At 63.7% G+C, this 15517-nt stretch carries 13 protein-coding genes and 2 pseudogenes; 7 read left to right on the plus strand and 8 right to left on the minus strand.

Annotated features, from left to right (window positions below; translation table 11 throughout):
• Window positions 1–251 precede the first annotated feature (251 nt).
• The gene (locus TS85_RS00075; RefSeq protein WP_044335557.1) at window positions 252–467 is read right to left on the minus strand and encodes a helix-turn-helix transcriptional regulator; all 216 of its coding nucleotides are present in this window, start codon (window positions 465–467) and stop codon (window positions 252–254) included.
• A 980-nt stretch (window positions 468–1447) separates the two neighbouring features.
• Window positions 1448–2614, minus strand: a pseudogene (locus tag TS85_RS00080) (IS110 family RNA-guided transposase).
• 365 nt (window positions 2615–2979) lie between these two features.
• Between TS85_RS00080 and TS85_RS00085 the strand changes: the two are divergent.
• The 3 genes from TS85_RS00085 (at window position 2980) to TS85_RS00095 (ending at window position 5840) form a co-directional block, all read left to right on the plus strand.
• Window positions 2980–4722, plus strand: coding sequence for a ParB/RepB/Spo0J family partition protein (locus TS85_RS00085; protein ID WP_044329657.1), 1743 nt, complete (start codon window positions 2980–2982; stop codon window positions 4720–4722).
• A gap of 57 nt (window positions 4723–4779) precedes the next feature.
• Complete coding sequence (locus TS85_RS00090) at window positions 4780–5013, plus strand: sigma factor-like helix-turn-helix DNA-binding protein (RefSeq protein WP_044335559.1); 234 nt, start codon at window positions 4780–4782, stop codon at window positions 5011–5013.
• 68 nt (window positions 5014–5081) lie between these two features.
• Entirely contained in the window at window positions 5082–5840 is a 759-nt protein-coding gene (locus tag TS85_RS00095; protein WP_052507643.1) for a nucleotidyltransferase domain-containing protein, read from the plus strand.
• 159 nt (window positions 5841–5999) lie between these two features.
• Here the strand turns inward: TS85_RS00095 and TS85_RS00100 are convergent, their stop codons facing one another.
• Window positions 6000–6926, minus strand: a complete 927-nt coding sequence (locus tag TS85_RS00100) for a HEPN domain-containing protein (protein ID WP_044329658.1) — start codon at window positions 6924–6926, stop codon at window positions 6000–6002.
• Window positions 6927–7194: 268 nt separating this feature from the next.
• On the opposite strand from TS85_RS00100, the gene TS85_RS00105 reads away from it, so the two are divergent.
• The gene (locus tag TS85_RS00105) at window positions 7195–7362 is read left to right on the plus strand and encodes a HEPN domain-containing protein (protein ID WP_227698605.1); all 168 of its coding nucleotides are present in this window, start codon (window positions 7195–7197) and stop codon (window positions 7360–7362) included.
• A gap of 20 nt (window positions 7363–7382) precedes the next feature.
• Here the strand turns inward: TS85_RS00105 and TS85_RS00110 are convergent, their stop codons facing one another.
• The 3 genes from TS85_RS00110 to TS85_RS00120 form a co-directional block, all read right to left on the minus strand.
• Complete coding sequence (locus TS85_RS00110) at window positions 7383–7889, minus strand: MucR family transcriptional regulator (protein ID WP_044329660.1); 507 nt, start codon at window positions 7887–7889, stop codon at window positions 7383–7385.
• Window positions 7890–8000: 111 nt separating this feature from the next.
• Complete coding sequence (locus TS85_RS00115) at window positions 8001–8213, minus strand: conjugal transfer protein TraD (protein ID WP_044329661.1); 213 nt, start codon at window positions 8211–8213, stop codon at window positions 8001–8003.
• Window positions 8214–8232: 19 nt separating this feature from the next.
• Window positions 8233–8553: a conjugal transfer protein TraD gene (locus TS85_RS00120; RefSeq protein ID WP_044329662.1), complete on the minus strand. Its 321-nt coding sequence runs from the start codon at window positions 8551–8553 to the stop codon at window positions 8233–8235.
• Window positions 8554–8724: 171 nt separating this feature from the next.
• Here TS85_RS00120 and traA point away from each other — a divergent pair, with 171 nt between their 5' ends.
• Window positions 8725–11481, plus strand: a complete 2757-nt coding sequence (gene traA / locus TS85_RS00125; protein WP_227698606.1) for a Ti-type conjugative transfer relaxase TraA — start codon at window positions 8725–8727, stop codon at window positions 11479–11481.
• A gap of 5 nt (window positions 11482–11486) precedes the next feature.
• Window positions 11487–11645 carry a hypothetical protein gene (locus tag TS85_RS25945; RefSeq protein ID WP_227698607.1) on the plus strand — a complete coding sequence of 53 codons (159 nt, stop codon included), beginning with the start codon at window positions 11487–11489 and terminating at the stop codon, window positions 11643–11645.
• Window positions 11646–12010: 365 nt separating this feature from the next.
• On the opposite strand, the pseudogene TS85_RS00130 reads toward TS85_RS25945, so the two are convergent.
• Window positions 12011–13326: pseudogene (locus TS85_RS00130) on the minus strand (IS701 family transposase).
• An 87-nt stretch (window positions 13327–13413) separates the two neighbouring features.
• A protein-coding gene (locus TS85_RS24365) for an IS5 family transposase (protein ID WP_155006244.1) occupies window positions 13414–14180 on the minus strand; the annotation gives its coding sequence in 2 pieces (ribosomal slippage) (window positions 13414–13868 and window positions 13868–14180; 768 coding nt in all).
• An 87-nt stretch (window positions 14181–14267) separates the two neighbouring features.
• Between TS85_RS24365 and TS85_RS00145 the strand changes: the two genes are divergently transcribed.
• Window positions 14268–15290, plus strand: coding sequence for an IS110 family RNA-guided transposase (locus TS85_RS00145; RefSeq protein ID WP_044329667.1), 1023 nt, complete (start codon window positions 14268–14270; stop codon window positions 15288–15290).
• Window positions 15291–15517: the final 227 nt, after the last annotated feature.

Consider the following 15517-nt stretch of genomic DNA (forward strand, 5'->3'; position numbering starts at 1 on the left):
CCGGTCTATTTCATATCCCAAGTTGAGCGCGATTGGATTGTCACGAAGATAGGTAAGGCGAAGGATGCCAGCCTGCTCACTGCTCATTTGCGGGCGCACTCCGATGATCGGTCGGGGAAGTGCCGGACGTCGGCTCTTGGCGAGAGCTGCCGTTAGACACGTCACGCGGGAACGGCAGGAAAGTCCCAATGCTCGTCATTCATAGCATCCGGCGCCCCGGCGAGCTCCGGTGGGCCGGAGCAACTCAATCGTCATTTTCGGGAGTGCTCGTCGTCGGAATAGAATAGCCGGTTGTGCAGCCAGGTGTTGACCGCCGCCTCGCGCCAGCCTGCGCATCGCAGGCTGATCCGGACACTCTTGGGGAAACTGCCGTCCTGCATCTTTCGGTATAGCGTCGAGCGGCTGAGTCCGGTGCGTTCGAGCACCGTTTTGATCCGGATGATGCGTTCTTGGGTTTCTGTAGTCATCGGATGTGCCTGCATTTCCTGCGTTGGTTTGTGCTCCCTTGGAGCAGACGAGACCCGCTTGTTATGCTGGGATCAAGGGGGCTGGCGCGCTCTGCTTACTGTGGGCGAGAAATAGAAAGCGTAGCGTAGGCTGAGAATTGGAGAGCCGTTCCCAAGGCGTCTCACGCCTGCAGCGTGACCGCGCTTCTCACGCCGCTGCGCGTCGCCGAGTCGCTCTTCGGCGTCTCGGTCCATTCGGATGATGATCGCATGACGCAGTTTGCCGGACTGTGCCGGTAATCGGAACGCGGTTCAGATGAGCGTGCACTTGCGCCTCTGACGAGGCTGCCAGAGACCGCATGTCCTGGTTCGCGGCGTGGCACGCTCGATCCGACCGGAGGGCGCGGCAGCGGCTGACGCACGGGCGCGCGCGCACGCCGCCGCGACGGCCGGCCGGATTTCGAGAGTGCTTGTCTGATGGGCTCTGGTGGAGCCGCGCAACGCTTTGCGCTGCGAGAGATCTGCGGTCACCGCGCATCGCGCGGCGGCGTTGCGCCTCCGGCGACGATCTGGCGGGTGGGCGTCGCTACCCTATGGTCCCGCCGCGGCGTGCCGCAACCCGGGCGATGCCCGGGTCCTCCATTTCATTTCGGCCCTGCGGGTGCAGCCCGCCTCTGCCGGCGGGACCGTCGGTTCGCTCCTGCCGCCCACCCGCCCACATGGAGAGGGGGTTGTGGTCAAGTCGATATTGCCATGCGTGCTCCTTCTTCGATCAGATCCAGGTTGAGCCCCGTTCTCAGGCCAGACGAGATTCTCGCCAGTCCAGGCTCACATGCGGTCGCTGCGCGGTAGGCAGCTGCACCAAGTCCCCGTATTCGTCGGGCGGGCTCAGGCGGACGAGACCATTCTATTCCACGGCATTTGAGGCCAGGCGGGTGGTGCGGTTCGTCCACCTGGATCTGCCGGGGTTGATCAGCCCCGGCGGACAGGTGTTGCGTTGCTCAGATGCGTTTCATTACCGCTCCTTCGATGACGACGCCGTGGTGGACGAACTTCCACAGGGCGATAAGCAGCTTGCGAGCCATGGCGATGATCGTCGATTTGCTTCGGCCGCCCGCCTTGGTGCGTTCGCGGAACCAGCGCGTCAGCGCCGAGTCAGGCTGGTGCAGTAGTCAGAACCACGAGAGCTGGACCATGATCGTTCGAAGGCGGGGATTCCCCGATTGCGACACGCCTTGCTCTCGACTGACATTGCCGCTTTGCCAGGGTGTCGGGGCCAGGCCGGCATAGGCGGCGAGCTGGCGCCGGTTGTCGAAGTGCCGATAGAGCCCCTCCGACCACAAGATCTGCGCGAAGTCGGGGCCGACGCCCTTCAGCACCATCAGGTTGGCCGCACCCCCAGCCGGTGCGGGCGGACATGGCGCAGCGGCGATCATCGCATCGCGCGTCGCTTCGTTCGCCTTCATCTGCTCGAGAAGCAGTTCGACCCGGTCGAGCATGCGTTCCAGCTCGGCGCTCAGATGGCAAGGCAGCGGCAGATCATCGGCCGTCCGCAAGGCATCGAAGCGCTCGCGCCGATCCTTATGCAGCGGCTGGAAGTCAACGATGCCGTGACAGAACAGCAGCCCCTTGATCCGGTTGACGAGCCGGACCCGCTCTCCGATCAGCACACGCCGCTCGCGACAGTTGCGGCGGCGGTCCTCTTCTTCGGGGCTCGGCGGGCGCACCATCGCGCAGATCCGCGGGTCGCCGCGCTTATAGGCCAGCAGGGTGCGAAGCAGCGTCTCGCCATCGAGCTTGTCGGTCTTCGCACGCCGGCGCCGCCGCGACGTCGTGACCGACGCCGGGTCGACGACATGACTGTCGATGCCTTCGCGCTCGAGCATGCGATGGATCCAGAAGCCGTCGAGCCCGGCCTCCTGGATCGAGACGAACGGGTAGCTTTCGCCGGTTCGCAACCGGGCCTTCTCCTTGATCTGGCCAAGCAGCGCCATCAGACCCGCCATGTCGCCAGCCGGCAGGGCGCGCTTCGACATCTTCTCGCCGCCACCGGGCGACAGCGAGGTGACGAGCCAGCTCGATTTGCTCAGCTCCATCGAGAAGAAGATCGCTGCAAGCGTCGTTTGAACAGGCGCTGCAGGCGCCGCGTCACGATCGTCGATGTTCATGGTCTACCTCCTCACTATGTTCGAAAGGCGCGCTGCCGCGGCGCGACTTTGATTCAATGGGATCGGACAAAGGCCATCGCTGGTCGCGATGGCGTTGTTTTGCCTGACCCAGGTCGAGGGTGAGCGGCGCTCCTTTCTAGGCCCGCTGCGGCATGCCGCAACGCGCGCTGCGCGCACGTCCTGCACTTCGTTACGGCCCTTCGGGTGCGCCCTGCCTCCTTCAGCGCGCCTCTTCACTCGCTCTTCGCCGCCCACCCCCGGCCTGGGTCACGCTGGTGTGATTCAGGTGCGGGGACGGCCCGGTCGGTGCCCTCACCATGGGGTCTATTCCGGCGCCGGTTGCGGTGTTTGAAGGAGTGAGGAAGATGGAACTCAAGCACATCGATTTGGCCAGTCTCTGCATCTCGGCTGCGAACATGCGCGCCAGGGGCAAGCCGGATACTTCGAACATTCTGCCTTCGATCCGGGCGCGCGGTGTTCTCGTGCCGCTGATCGTGCGGCCTGCGGAGGGCGAGGGCCGGTTCGAGATCGTGGCGGGCAAGCGGCGCTACCATGCGGCGCTGACGGTTGCCGATGAGAGCGGTGACCGGGAAGCGTTGCCGTGCGCAGTGATCGCGGCGGGTGACGACGCGGCGGCGCTGGAGGCATCGCTGATCGAGAATGTCGCGCGGCTGGACCCCGACGAGGTCACAAGGTGGGAGAGCTTTACGCGGCTGGTGCGCGAGGGGCGCTCGCCCGAGGATATCGCACTCACCTTCGGGCTTACGAACGTGCAGGTGAAACGAACGCTGGCGCTGGGAAATCTGCTGCCGCGCATCCGGGGACTCTATCGCAAGGGTGAAATCGACGTCGCGACCGTGCGGCACCTGACCCTCGCGTCCAAGGCAAGGCAACGGGATTGGCTGGCGTTGCTGGACGACCCCGAGGTCTATTGCCCGACCGGTTATCAGTTGAAGGCATGGCTGTTCGGCGGCGCATCGATCCCGGTCAGCGCGGCGCTGTTCGAGCTGGCCAGCTACCAAGGCGAGATCGTCTCCGACCTGTTCGGCGAGGAACGCTGGTTCGGTGACACCGCGAGCTTCTGGACTGCGCAGGCCGCTGCCGTCGAGGCCAAGGCCGAGAGCTTCCGCAAGGCAGGATGGCGCGAGGTTGTCGTGCTGCCGACCGGTGAGCCATTCCACGGCTGGGAGCATGAGCGTTGCCCCAAGCGCAAGGGCGGAAAGGTGTTCATCAGCGTCGGCGCTGGCGGCGACGTCGCGGTCCATGAGGGCTATGTTTCGCTCAGGGAAGCACGCGGTGCTCGGAGGGGTGCGCTAGGCGAGGCAGTCGAGAAGCCTGTCCGGCCCGAAGTCAGTTCGCCGATCCATAACTACATCGACCTGCATCGGCACGCCGCCGTGCGAGCGGATATTGCCAACCGTCCTTCGCTGGCGCTGCGGTTGATGGTGGCACATGTCATCGTCGGCTCGTCGCTATGGAATGTGCGAATCGAGGCGCAGCGTGCCGCTAGCGACGCGATTGCCGAGAGCGTCGAGAACAGCGCATCCGAAGCTGCGTTTGACGAGAAGCGGCGGGCGGTGCTGGCGCTGCTAGGGCTCGATCCCGAGACGCCCACGGTGACCTGCGGCTATGACGGCGAGCATGGCGTGGCGGGGCTGTTGGTCCGGCTGATTGAGCTTCCCGATCCGGCGGTGCTCGACGTGGCGGCGATCGTCATGGGCGAGACGCTCGACGCGGGAAGCGCGCTGATCGAAGTACTGGGGACGATGCTCGGCATCGACATGGCCAAGGTGTGGCAGGGCGACGACGCGCTGCTCGACATGATCCGCGACCGTGCAGTGCTGCACCATGTGCTGGCGGACGTGGCGGGCGAAAGCGTCGCCGATGCCAACGAGGGGGCAACCGGCAAGGTAAAGCGCAAGATCGTGCGCGATTGCCTGACCGGCGAGAACGGACGCGATAGGCATGAGGGCTGGTTGCCCAAGTGGATGGCGTTCCCACCGGCCGCCTACACCGAGCGCGGCGGCGTCGCGACCGTCAACCGGGCGGCCATCGTCGCCGAACTGGGAGCCTCGCCCGACCTAGAGCCGCTGCGTCACGCAGCCTGATCCAGTCTGGCGGCCACCGCGCCGCCAGATTTCCCCTCTCCTATGTCGGAGGACATCATGACCGACGAACCTGATCCCGCGACCTTGAAGCGGCTCGATCGCGCGGTGGGCAAGCTGCCCCGGTTGCAGCGCGAAATCTTCCTCGCCGCCCGGCTCGACGACATGGACTATGTCGAGATCGCCGAGCGCACCGGCCTCAGTGTCCGCGAGGTGGAGCGACAGATTGCAAGAGCGCTGCTGAGCATCGTGCGCCGCATGGACAAGCAACCCCGGCGCTGGTGGCGTCGATGACCGCGACCTCGCCGGGCTTTGGCCCGGCGAGGTTTGCGCTTGCCCCGCCAAGGGCTAGGAGTGCGAGGATGAAGACCGACCTCGACCATCTGCCGAGCCAGAAGCAGCGCGAATTGCAGCATGTGGTGCGCGTGTTGTTCGAGGAGTTCGAGCGAGAGATCGGCCTCGCGACCCAGCCGTGGAAGAAGCGCGGGCGCATTCTCAAGGTCATTCTCTACGGCAGCTATGCGCGCGGTGACTGGGTCGATGACGCGGTCGGCGGCTACAAATCCGACTATGACATTCTCGTCGTCGTCAACGACGCCAAACTCACCGATCCGGTCGAATATTGGGGCAAGGCGGACGACCGGTTGATGCGCGATGCGACGATCAACGAGGCACTGAGCGCGCCGGTCAATTTCATCGTCCACGACTTGGCCGATGTGAACGACCAGCTCACGCACGGGCGACCGTTTTTCGTAGATATTGCCGAACAAGGGATCGCCATTTACGAGGCCGAGGGGTTCGAACTGGCGACGCCACGTGTGCTGCCGCCCGAGGAAGCGCTTGCCGAGGCGCAGAAGCATTTCGACTATTGGTTTCCGTTTGCTGTTCATGCTCGGCGGTTGGCGGTTACCAGCTGTGAAGACGGCGTTCTTCGCGATGCAGCTTTCATGCTCCACCAATCAGTTGAACGCTTATATCACTGCGCTTTGCTGGCACTCACGCTTTACAGCCCCTTATGCCGCGCGCGGCATAACGGGCTTTATGCCGAGCGGAGAACTATGCCGATGGCGCTGGATTTTGCTCTGCGGGACGGACGTTTAGGCAGATTCCGCGCGGCATAGTTTCCTGCTTCTCGCGCGCGGGATTTGCCAGGTGGTGCGGCAGTGATTCCGTCGCGGAACGGCGCGCAGGTTGACGGCGCGCGCCGTTGCCAAGCCGTCAATCGGCAGAAGGAAAGTGACGACAAGACTCGCGCTCCGCTTCTCGCGTTCCTCGGCGCTCTACGACGCCGACTTGGCCTGCTCGAGCAGTTCGTCCAGCCACTCGAGCGATACCGCCTCGACTTTGTCGCGAAGCGAGCGAACGGACCGAGTGATCGCCGCGACATCGTCGCTGCCGATTTCATAGTTGGTCGAGTAGCGTGCCTCGACATAGGCACGCTTCGCGAGCTCGAAGCGGCGTCGATCCTGTTTCGTTTCACGTGGCCAGCAGTCGACCAGACGCGGTTCCTTGTCCTCGGCAAGCGAGCGCAGGAACTTGAGGTTGTGGCTGCGCGGAACATACTGGGATCGGACAAGCAGAAAGCAGGCATATGCCGTCTCTGCGGCTTGATGTAGGTTGAACGCCGCGAACTTGCGGGACCCCTCATCTGATGTGGATTGGGCCAGGTGGTATTCGACAGCGCCGAGCCAGCGATCGATGTCCATCTTCCGCGATCTGAAGTAGCGAGCTGACATCTCATACGCATCGGCGACCGTCAGCGGCCTGGGCGTCACGAACTCGGCGCCCGCCAGCTCGTAGAGCGCGATGCCATCGCGCACGATGTCGACCCAGAAATATTCGCCGCGCGTCAGTCCTTGATTCACCTCGTCCAGCGTGTGGACGATGATGTTCACGGGCCGCGCGACCGATGCGTCGTGCTCGATCTTGTCTTCGGCGACGTACCAGTATTCGGCAATGTCGGTGAGGTCCTTGTGGCTCACGATCACGAGGATGTCGTAATCTGACTGGTAGCCGTTCTCAGGCTCATCGACCCAGTCGTCGCGGGCATAGCTGCCGAAGAGCACGACCTTCTGGATCTTGCCATTTTTCTTCCACGGCTGCGTTGCGCGCGAGATCGCGACCGCGAACTCGTCCATCAGCGTCTGACGGACGCGCGCCAGCTCTTCCTGTTGCATCGACGGCAGGTGGTCGGTGTCCGTTCGCATCTCCGGATTCTCGCGGTCTCCGCAGCAAGTAGCAAGCCCCCCGGTGCTCGCCGCGACACAAATCGCCGTCCCAGTCATCGGCAAAACCGCTGGAAACTATGCCGCGCCTATCGCCGCCAAGGCCTTGGGAAGGCGTGCAAAGCCGAACCCAGTCGGCATAGTCCGCCGCGCGGCATAAAGCCCCAAATCGCACCGGTTGAACTTTCTTCGGTCTCACGCCGAGGAGGTGGCGCCGGAGTTGGTCGCTGCTTGGCCACGCGCCGACAAGGTGAGCCGACGCCGTTTCGAACTCTTGCGACAAGCCTATGTGAACGCGCGCTACTCGCCGCATTACGAGATCAACAACGAGGAACTGAACTGGCTCGGCGAGCGCGTAGCCGACCTTCAGGCGCTGGTGAAAACGGTGTGCGAACGGCGGCTCGCGCCGCGCGACTGAGCCGCGCGGCGCTCGCATCTTCAGACCGATTTTGCCGCGCGCGGAGCGCGCTTCGGCTTCTCCGCAGGAGCGGGCGCCGCAGCCGCTTTGGCCTGGCGCCCCTTCGACCCAAGGCCGATCTTGTGCGCCATCTCGCGGCGCGCCGCCGAATAATTCTCAGCGACCATCGGATAGTCGGATTTGAGATTGTAGCGGGCGCGATACTCTTCCGGCGTCAGGCCGTGCGTCGACAGGTGCCGGCGCAGCGTTTTGTACGGCTTGCCGTCGATCAGCGAAATGATGTGATCCTTCGAGGCCAGCGACTTTCGCACGGTAACCGCGGGCGTGAATTCCTGCTGGGGAGCGAGGTCTTGCGCATCGCCGTCGGAAGTTACCGGACCGCTGGCCAATTCCGTGACCGTTGCGTGCATGGTGCGCAGGAAGGCCGGAACGTCTTCGGCGGAGACGCGATTGTTCTGATTACCGAGCCAGGCTATCGTAAGTTCGGTCGCGAGCTCGACCGCGTTCAAAGAGTTTTCATCGGACATCAGGGTTCCTATTCAATTGTGTGGCGACCAGATTGGCGCCCTCGCGAACCGTCTCCCCCGGTTGCATTGCTCCATGTCGAACGCGCGTTTCAAATTCAACTGCCGAGATGCTTAATCGTCGGAAGAGTGTTCAAATGCTCGCCGGCCGCGACGCCGCCATAAGGTTAGTGCTTGCTGGCGATGTTCGCCGCGCAATGTAGCGGCACCTTCGACCATCAGGCCGAAGATCACGGCGCGATCGTCGTCGGTCAGTTCGGGCAGCCCGGCCTTGGCAACAAGCCCGCCAAGCTCGATCAACTGGCGGGTGCGCTCGCGCCGCTTCACGACCCAGTCCCGCGTGTCGTCACGCGCGATCCTGGCTTGCAACCGATGACGTCCTGCCATCGCCCGCCGGATCGCTGCGCGCGTCACCGCGAGCGACGCCGCCAGATTTGTGCGCGCCTTGAAAGAACGCAGCGCCCCGCTTGCGCCAGCCCTCCTTCGCGGCGGCATCGTTGCAGTCGACGGCACTCAACAATGCGCCGGCAAGCAGCTCAATTGGCAGCGCGTCGGCGCCGGTTGCGGCGACAACCTCGCCGAGCTGCTGAACCTTGCGTTCCTTGAGCAGCTTCGCCTTGTCGTTGAGCGCGTGCAGTTCCGAATCGTAATCGCGGGGTTTGCGCATCGTGCCGTCCTCAATTGCTGTTGAAGGACGCTTCAGTTAGTAACTGCATCGATCAGCGTAAATAGCCTGAAACATTGTGGGATGAAACGATCCCGAGAAAGATGAAATATTTCGAGGGCGCGCTTATACGTCGTGCCGACGTCGCTTGTGTAGTGTAGATGGATTGCCGTCATGGCGATCTATCACTTCTCGGCCAAAGTCATCTCGCGCGCTGCTGGTTCGAGCGCGCTTGCGTCGGCTGCGTATCGCTCGGCTTCGCGGCTGCACGACCAGCGGCTCAATCGGCATCATGATTTCTCCAACAAGGCGGGCGTCGTCCACTCCGAGGTGCTGCTGCCGAAGGGTGCACCGGAGAACCTGTCAGACCGCGAGCATTTGTGGAATGAGGTCGAAGCGACCGAGAAGCGGATCGACGCGCAGCTGGCGCGCGAGATCGAGTTCGCGATTCCCCGAGAGATGACGAAAGAACAGGGGATCGCGCTGGCGCGGGACTTCGCGCGCGACGAGTTCGTCGACCGCGGGATGATCGCCGATCTCAATGTCCATTGGGATATCGGCGCCGATGGCGAGGCCAAGCCGCACGCGCATGTAATGCTGACGATGCGCGAGCTGAACGAGGACGGGTTTGGCAAGAAGAACCGCGACTGGAACCGCACCGACCTGCTGGAGAAGTGGCGTGAGCGCTGGAGCGAGCATGTCAACGAGCGGCTCGCCCAGTTGGATATCGATGCGCGGATCGATCACCGCTCTTTGGAAGCGCAAGGGATCGACCTCGAGCCCCAGCACAAGATCGGCCCGGCTGCATCGCGCATGGCGGCACAGGGTCTGGATTCCGAGCGTGCCGCCGAGCATCTCGAGATCGCGCGCTCGAACGGCGAGAAGATCATCGCCAGTCCGGGGCTCGCGCTCGATGCGATCACGCGCACCCAGGCGACCTTCACCACGCGCGACCTCGCCCGGTTTGCGCACCGGCATAGCGACGGCAAGGACCAGTTCGATCAGGTGATGGCGGCGGTGCGGGGGGCGCCTGAGCTGGTCGCGCTCGGCAGTGACGGGCGGGGCGAGGAGCGGTTCACCAGCCGGGAGATGATCGAGGCCGAGCAGCGGCTTGTACGCGAGACGGAAGTGCTCGCCGAGCGCGAACGGCACGGCGTCGGCGACCGCGAACGCGAGCGCGCGCTCGGGGCTGCCGAGCGGCGCGGGATGGTATTGTCGGGAGAGCAACGCGCGGCGTTCGAGCATGTCACCGATGCGAAGGACCTCGGCGTCGTGATCGGCTATGCCGGTACCGGCAAGTCCGCGATGTTCGGCGTGGCGCGCGAAGCATGGGAGAGTGCGGGCTATCAGGTGCAGGGGCTCGCGTTATCGGGTATCGCTGCCGATAATCTCGAGAGCGGCTCGGGTATCGCCTCGCGCACCATCGCCAGCCTCGAGCATCAATGGGGGCAGGGGCGCGAACTGCTGACCGACAAGTCGGTCCTCGTCATCGACGAAGCAGGCATGATCGGCTCGCGTCAGATGGAGCGCGTGATCGGTGAAGCCGAGAAGCGCGGCGCGAAGGTCGTGTTGATCGGCGATCCCGAACAGCTCCAGGCAATCGAGGCGGGTGCGGCGTTCCGCGCCACCGCCGAGCGGCACGGCGGCGTCGAGATCACCGAGGTGCGCCGCCAGCGCGAGGACTGGCAGCGCGATGCAACCCGGCAGCTGGCGACAGGACGCACCGCCGAGGCGCTGGGTGCCTATACCGCGCAGGGGCATGTCCATGCCGCTGTGACGCGCGAGGCTGCACGGGGTGCGCTGATCGAGGGCTGGGACCGCGGTCGCATGGGCACACCCTCTGCCTCCCAGATCATCCTTACCCATACGAGGGACGAAGTAGAGGCACTCAATGTGGCCGCGCGGCAGCGACTGCGCGCCGCCGGACAGCTTGGTCACGAGGTGACCCTCAGCGTTGATCGCGGACAGCGCGCGTTCGCGTCCGGCGACCGCGTGATGTTCCTAAAGAACGAGCGCAGCCTGGGGGTGAAGAACGGGACGCTAGGCGTGCTCCAGGCGGTCACCGCACAGCGCATGGCAGTACTGCTCGATGAAGGTCGTGCGGTCGCGTTCGACCTCAAGGACTATGCGCAGATCGATCATGGGTACGCTGCGACGATCCACAAGGCGCAGGGGATGACGGTCGACCGCGTCCACGTCCTGGCAACACCGGGCATGGACAGCCACGCCGCCTATGTCGCATTGTCCCGGCACCGGGATCAGGTCGCTCTCCATTATGGCCAGGAGGACTTTGTGCGAGCTGGCGCCCCGCTCGACAGTGCGGAGGGCGGACTGGCCCGCGCGCTATCGCGGAACCGTGCGAAAGACATGGCGAGCGACTATGGCCAGACGCCCGAGCGAACTTTCGCAGAGCATCGCGGGCTCACCTTCAAGGAGCGCATCGCAGAACTCGTGCGCTCGGTGCCCGAGCGCGTGCGGGGCAGGTTCGATGGGCTGCGGCTGCGGGTTGCACCTTCACCGGAATCAGGACTTTCGCCCAGACAGGCACTTCTCGACGCGCGTCGGTGCGCGATCGAGCGCCACGCCGGCGCGGTTATCAGTATCTACGAGACATTCGACACGGGCCACGTCGCCGATCCTGACCAGCTGCGCGAGCTGTCGGAGGCGCGTAAAGAGCTGAATGGGATACGTGAGCACGGCGCTCGCGATATCGAGACCGCCTATCGCAGCGACCGAACGCTGGCGAATGAGGCTTCCCGTGGCGAACTCCGCGCGCGGTGGACGCGATGCTTCATGAGGCCAACGTCCGTACTGATCCTGCACTTCGGGCCGACAGCTTCGTCCATGACTGGAACCAGCTCAAGGCGGAATCCAATAGCGCCTATGCGGCAGGCGACTATCTTCGGAAGAATGCCATTCGCGACGAAATGAAGGAAATGGTCCAGCAGCTGAAGCGCGACCCGCAGATCGAGTCGATTCTGGCTACGCGCAAGAAGGAGCTCGGCATTACCCTGGAGACGAACCGTCGGCTCGGCGATGCGCTCGCGTTTCACCATGGGATTGAGCTGGGTAGAGGACGGGGACTGGGGATCTGACAGCGAAGGCCAGCTGGACTGCGCCACGCGAGTTGGGACGCAAACCGTCGTATCGTGGCTGCCTCCGCGGGTCCCAGTGCGGTTGCCTTGACGTCTCGTCTGCCCAAGTTCGAGCAATGAGGCGGGCGGCGGCGCTGATGAATGAATTGCGGCACGACGCACAGCCAACGATCCACGCGCGGGGGCCCGTCACCAGGTCATGTTGCAGCGCGCGAAGGGCGCACGGAAGGCAGAACGGGCCCGTCGCAGAACGCGGGGCGGGCGAAGGCGGACCGGGTTAGCACGATATGCATACTCAGCTACCCAGCCCCAGGGTGAGCGCCTGACCGGTAGGCGGTCCAATGTCGGTTATGGCTACGCTAGCACTACTTTGGCAGAAGTATGTGGTGCGCGGGTGAAAGACTTCTCCCACAATGCGGGCAATTGCGTGGCGGCGGTCGCGACATTCGGTCAATGATGGCCTGGCGGACAGCTGGAAGGCTCGGTTGTGGCGGTGGGCCTGAGACGCTTTTTTTCCGGCCCGTCTGAGCGAGCCTTCTGGTCTGCAGGAAGGCATAGGCGATCATTGTCATGAGTGCATGGCGATGCAGTCCCGTCCATGAGCGTCCCTCGAAATGATCGAGGCCCAACTCTTCCTTGAGTTGCTGATGCGCCTGTTCGCAGATCCAGCGCGCCTTGATGGCACCGGCAACATCCTTGATCGCAGTGTCGGCGGGGAGATTGGAGAGATAGTATTTCCGCTCGCCATTCGAGCGATGCTCGCCCACCCGCCACGCTTCTTCGCCCGGCATATGCTGCGCGCCAGCAGCACCGATGCGCTGTGGCGCGCCATCGGCGATGCGCACGCGCAGAGCGGCGAAACGTGCTGTCAGGCGCCCCTTTGTTCCCTTGCGCCAACTGACCTGCCGCCACTTCACCTCTTCGAGCATGGCATGGGCGGCCCGGGATTTGACATCGGGCACATGCCGAACCCGAGGTCGTCCACGCCCCGCCACCGGGAAGGTCAACTGCACGTCGGCGGGCCGACGGCCCAACACAGGTCTCGCGCGCTGAGCGCCTGCCGGAACGGCGCCGACAGGCCATAGCCGGCGTCGGCCAACACGCATCCAAAGCGCACGCCAGCAGCGATGATGCGGTCGATCTCCTCGATGGCGATGTCGGGCTTGGTTCGATACGTCTGGAAAGGCTCGGGTACGCCTGCCCTTGCCATCCGGAGCGGGTCGCTGGTCCAGCTTTCCGGCAGGAACAGTCGCAGGCCCAGCATGATTGGGACTTCTCCCGAGGCCAGCGTCACCGACACCAAAGTCTGGCAGTTCGCGTTCTTGCCCAGTACCGTGGCATATTGCGGCGCGACACCGACCGAGGCCTTGCCCTTCTTGGGAAGCGCCGTGTCGTCGATGATAAGCCAGGCCTTGTCACCGCCGACCAGGGCATCCGCCTGTCGCCACAACGTCGCCTCCAACGGTGCGCTGTCCCAAAGCCCCGCACCGATGAAATGATGGAGACGATCATAGCTGAGCGCTTTGGCGCGTGCCGCCATCGGCTGGATGCTCTTGCGATCGCCCGGGCCGATCAAACCCGCGATATAGGCCGGGCACATCCGCCGCCGCGTCTTGTTGCCCAGATCCCGCAGATACGGCTCAAGCCAGTGTTCGAGATCGCGCTGCCAATCCTCTTCCATCGCCAGCCTCCATCAAAGCTGGCTCCCTATGAATCACGCATCTTCCCCACAGGGAATCCCAAAAATCACCCTTCTGCCAAAGTAGTGCTAGGCCGTAGACTCATAAGAGCGGAGCCAGAGGCGCATTGAGGCGAGCTGGACCATGGCGAGGAAGTTTTCGGCGAGCTTGTCGTAGCGGGTTGCGATGCGGCGGAAGTGCTTGAGTTTGCTGAAGAAGCGCTCGATCAGGTTGCGTTCGCGGTAGAGCACCTTGATGAAGCAGGGTTTCCATTTGCGGTTGGACTTGGCCGGGATGTTGGGCACCGCGCCTTGCGCCTCGATCAGATTGCGGATGCCATCGGCGTCATAAGCCTTGTCGGCCAGAACGATGGAGCGTGGATCGAGGCGATCAAGCAACCCGAGCGCAGCGGGTCCGTCGTGCGCCTGTCCCGGTGTCAGGCCGAGCCTGACCGGGAGACCTTTGGCATCGACGACCGCGTGGATCTTGGTCGTGAGGCCGCCCCGGGAGCGACCGAGACAATGATCTCGATCCCCCTTTTTGCCGTCGCAGCCTGTTGGTGCGCCCGGATGGAAGTGCTGTCGATCATCTGGATATCGCCGTCGTACGCCGCGGTGATCGCATCCATCAGCCGGTCCCAGACACCGGCTTTGCGCCATCGGATGAAGCGATTGCAGCATGTCGTGCGCGGACCATAGCGCTCAGGCAAATCGCGCCATGGTGCACCCGACCGCAGCACCCAGAAGATACCGTTCAGCACCCGGCGATCGTCGACACGCGGCACGCCTCTGGGCTTGTTGGGCAACAACGGCTCGATCACGCGCCACTCGAAATCGGTCAGGTCGTATCGGCTCATGCCGATCCTGATGATGTGGACGCCCCCGCACCGACCGACAGTTGCTATGCTGCCGGTCGGTCAACCGAGAGGAAGAGGAGCGTTTGCATGACGATCACGACGATTGGGCTCGATCTGGCGAAGAGCGTATTCCAGGCACACGGCATCGACGAGAGCGGTGCCACGGTGCTGGTGAAGAAACTGCACCGCAAGCAGATGCTGCCTTTCTTCTCGAAGCTGCCGCCTTGCCTGATCGCGGTGGAGGCCTGCGGAACCGCGCATCACTGGGCTCGCACGCTTGCAGCGATGGGCCACGAAGTCCGCCTGATACCGCCATCGTACGTCAAGGCTTACGTGAAGCGGGGCAAGAGCGATGCGCTAGACGCCGAAGCGATCTGCGAAGCCGTGCAGCGGCCGACAATGCGGTTCGTACCCGTCAAGACGATCGAGCAGCAGGGCATTCTTATGACCCATCGCGCCCGATCCCTTCTCGTACGGCAACGGACGATGCTCGCCAACGCTCTGCGTGCGCATCTTGCCGAGCTGGGCCACGTTGCCAACCCCGGCATTGGCAACCTCGCCAAGCTGGCCGAGCAGGTGATGGCTGACAGGAATGCCTTGCCATCCTACGCCCGTACGGCATTGGAGATATTGATCCGACAGATCATGGCCGTCAGCGCCGAGATTGCGGAACTGGATCAGCAGCTTGCCGCTTGGCATACCGAGAGCGAGGCCAGTCGCCGACTTGCCGCGATCCCCGGCCTCGGCATCATCACGGCAACAGCAATAGCTGCAACCGTTACGGATGCCGAGCAGTTCTCTTCAGGCAGGCAGTTCGCCGCCTGGCTCGGTCTGACACCGCAACAACACTCAACCGGGGGAAAAACCAGACTTGGCGGCATCTCCAAACAGGGCGACCGATACCTGCGCCGATTGCTCGTCGTCGGAGCCACCGCAGTCATGCGCCACGTCAAGGATAAGCCAACGCCGATGGCGGACTGGATCAGGAAGCTCTCCGAGAAAAAGCCCTTCCGGCTCGTCTCGGTGGCCCTGGCTAACAAACTCGCTCGGATCGCTTGGGTCGTGCTGACCCGCAAGGAGGCCTATCACCCTTACGCCAATTTGACCTGATCAGCCCAGGTCACCCGAAATGGTAATGGCAGTCGATGATGAGTAACGATCGAGCCAATGGTGAGACCAACCCGTCTGATTCAATGCGCTTCAACGCGCGGCAGCCTGTTTAGGGACCTCACCGGCGGATTTCCATCAGGGCCAGCGGCAACACGTATGCCGCACAAACAGGCCGGACATATGAAAGCAACCGATCAAACCCATCCCGACAAAATGCCCTTGCCAAG

The organism is Sphingomonas hengshuiensis (assembly GCF_000935025.1).
In the GTDB taxonomy this organism is placed as follows: domain Bacteria; phylum Pseudomonadota; class Alphaproteobacteria; order Sphingomonadales; family Sphingomonadaceae; genus Sphingomonas; species Sphingomonas hengshuiensis.

What these genes read in the sequence shown, in the direction of transcription:
- TS85_RS00075 (WP_044335557.1), bottom strand. Translation starts at nt 467, where the DNA reads ATGACTACAGAAACCCAAGAACGCATCATCCGGATCAAAACGGTGCTC.
- TS85_RS00085 (WP_044329657.1), top strand. Translation starts at nt 2,980, where the DNA reads ATGGAACTCAAGCACATCGATTTGGCCAGTCTCTGCATCTCGGCTGCG.
- TS85_RS00090 (WP_044335559.1), top strand. Translation starts at nt 4,780, where the DNA reads ATGACCGACGAACCTGATCCCGCGACCTTGAAGCGGCTCGATCGCGCG.
- TS85_RS00095 (WP_052507643.1), top strand. Translation starts at nt 5,082, where the DNA reads ATGAAGACCGACCTCGACCATCTGCCGAGCCAGAAGCAGCGCGAATTG.
- TS85_RS00100 (WP_044329658.1), bottom strand. Translation starts at nt 6,926, where the DNA reads ATGCGAACGGACACCGACCACCTGCCGTCGATGCAACAGGAAGAGCTG.
- TS85_RS00110 (WP_044329660.1), bottom strand. Translation starts at nt 7,889, where the DNA reads ATGTCCGATGAAAACTCTTTGAACGCGGTCGAGCTCGCGACCGAACTT.
- TS85_RS00120 (WP_044329662.1), bottom strand. Translation starts at nt 8,553, where the DNA reads ATGCGCAAACCCCGCGATTACGATTCGGAACTGCACGCGCTCAACGAC.
- traA (WP_227698606.1), top strand. Translation starts at nt 8,725, where the DNA reads ATGGCGATCTATCACTTCTCGGCCAAAGTCATCTCGCGCGCTGCTGGT.
- TS85_RS25945 (WP_227698607.1), top strand. Translation starts at nt 11,487, where the DNA reads ATGGTCCAGCAGCTGAAGCGCGACCCGCAGATCGAGTCGATTCTGGCT.
- TS85_RS00145 (WP_044329667.1), top strand. Translation starts at nt 14,268, where the DNA reads ATGACGATCACGACGATTGGGCTCGATCTGGCGAAGAGCGTATTCCAG.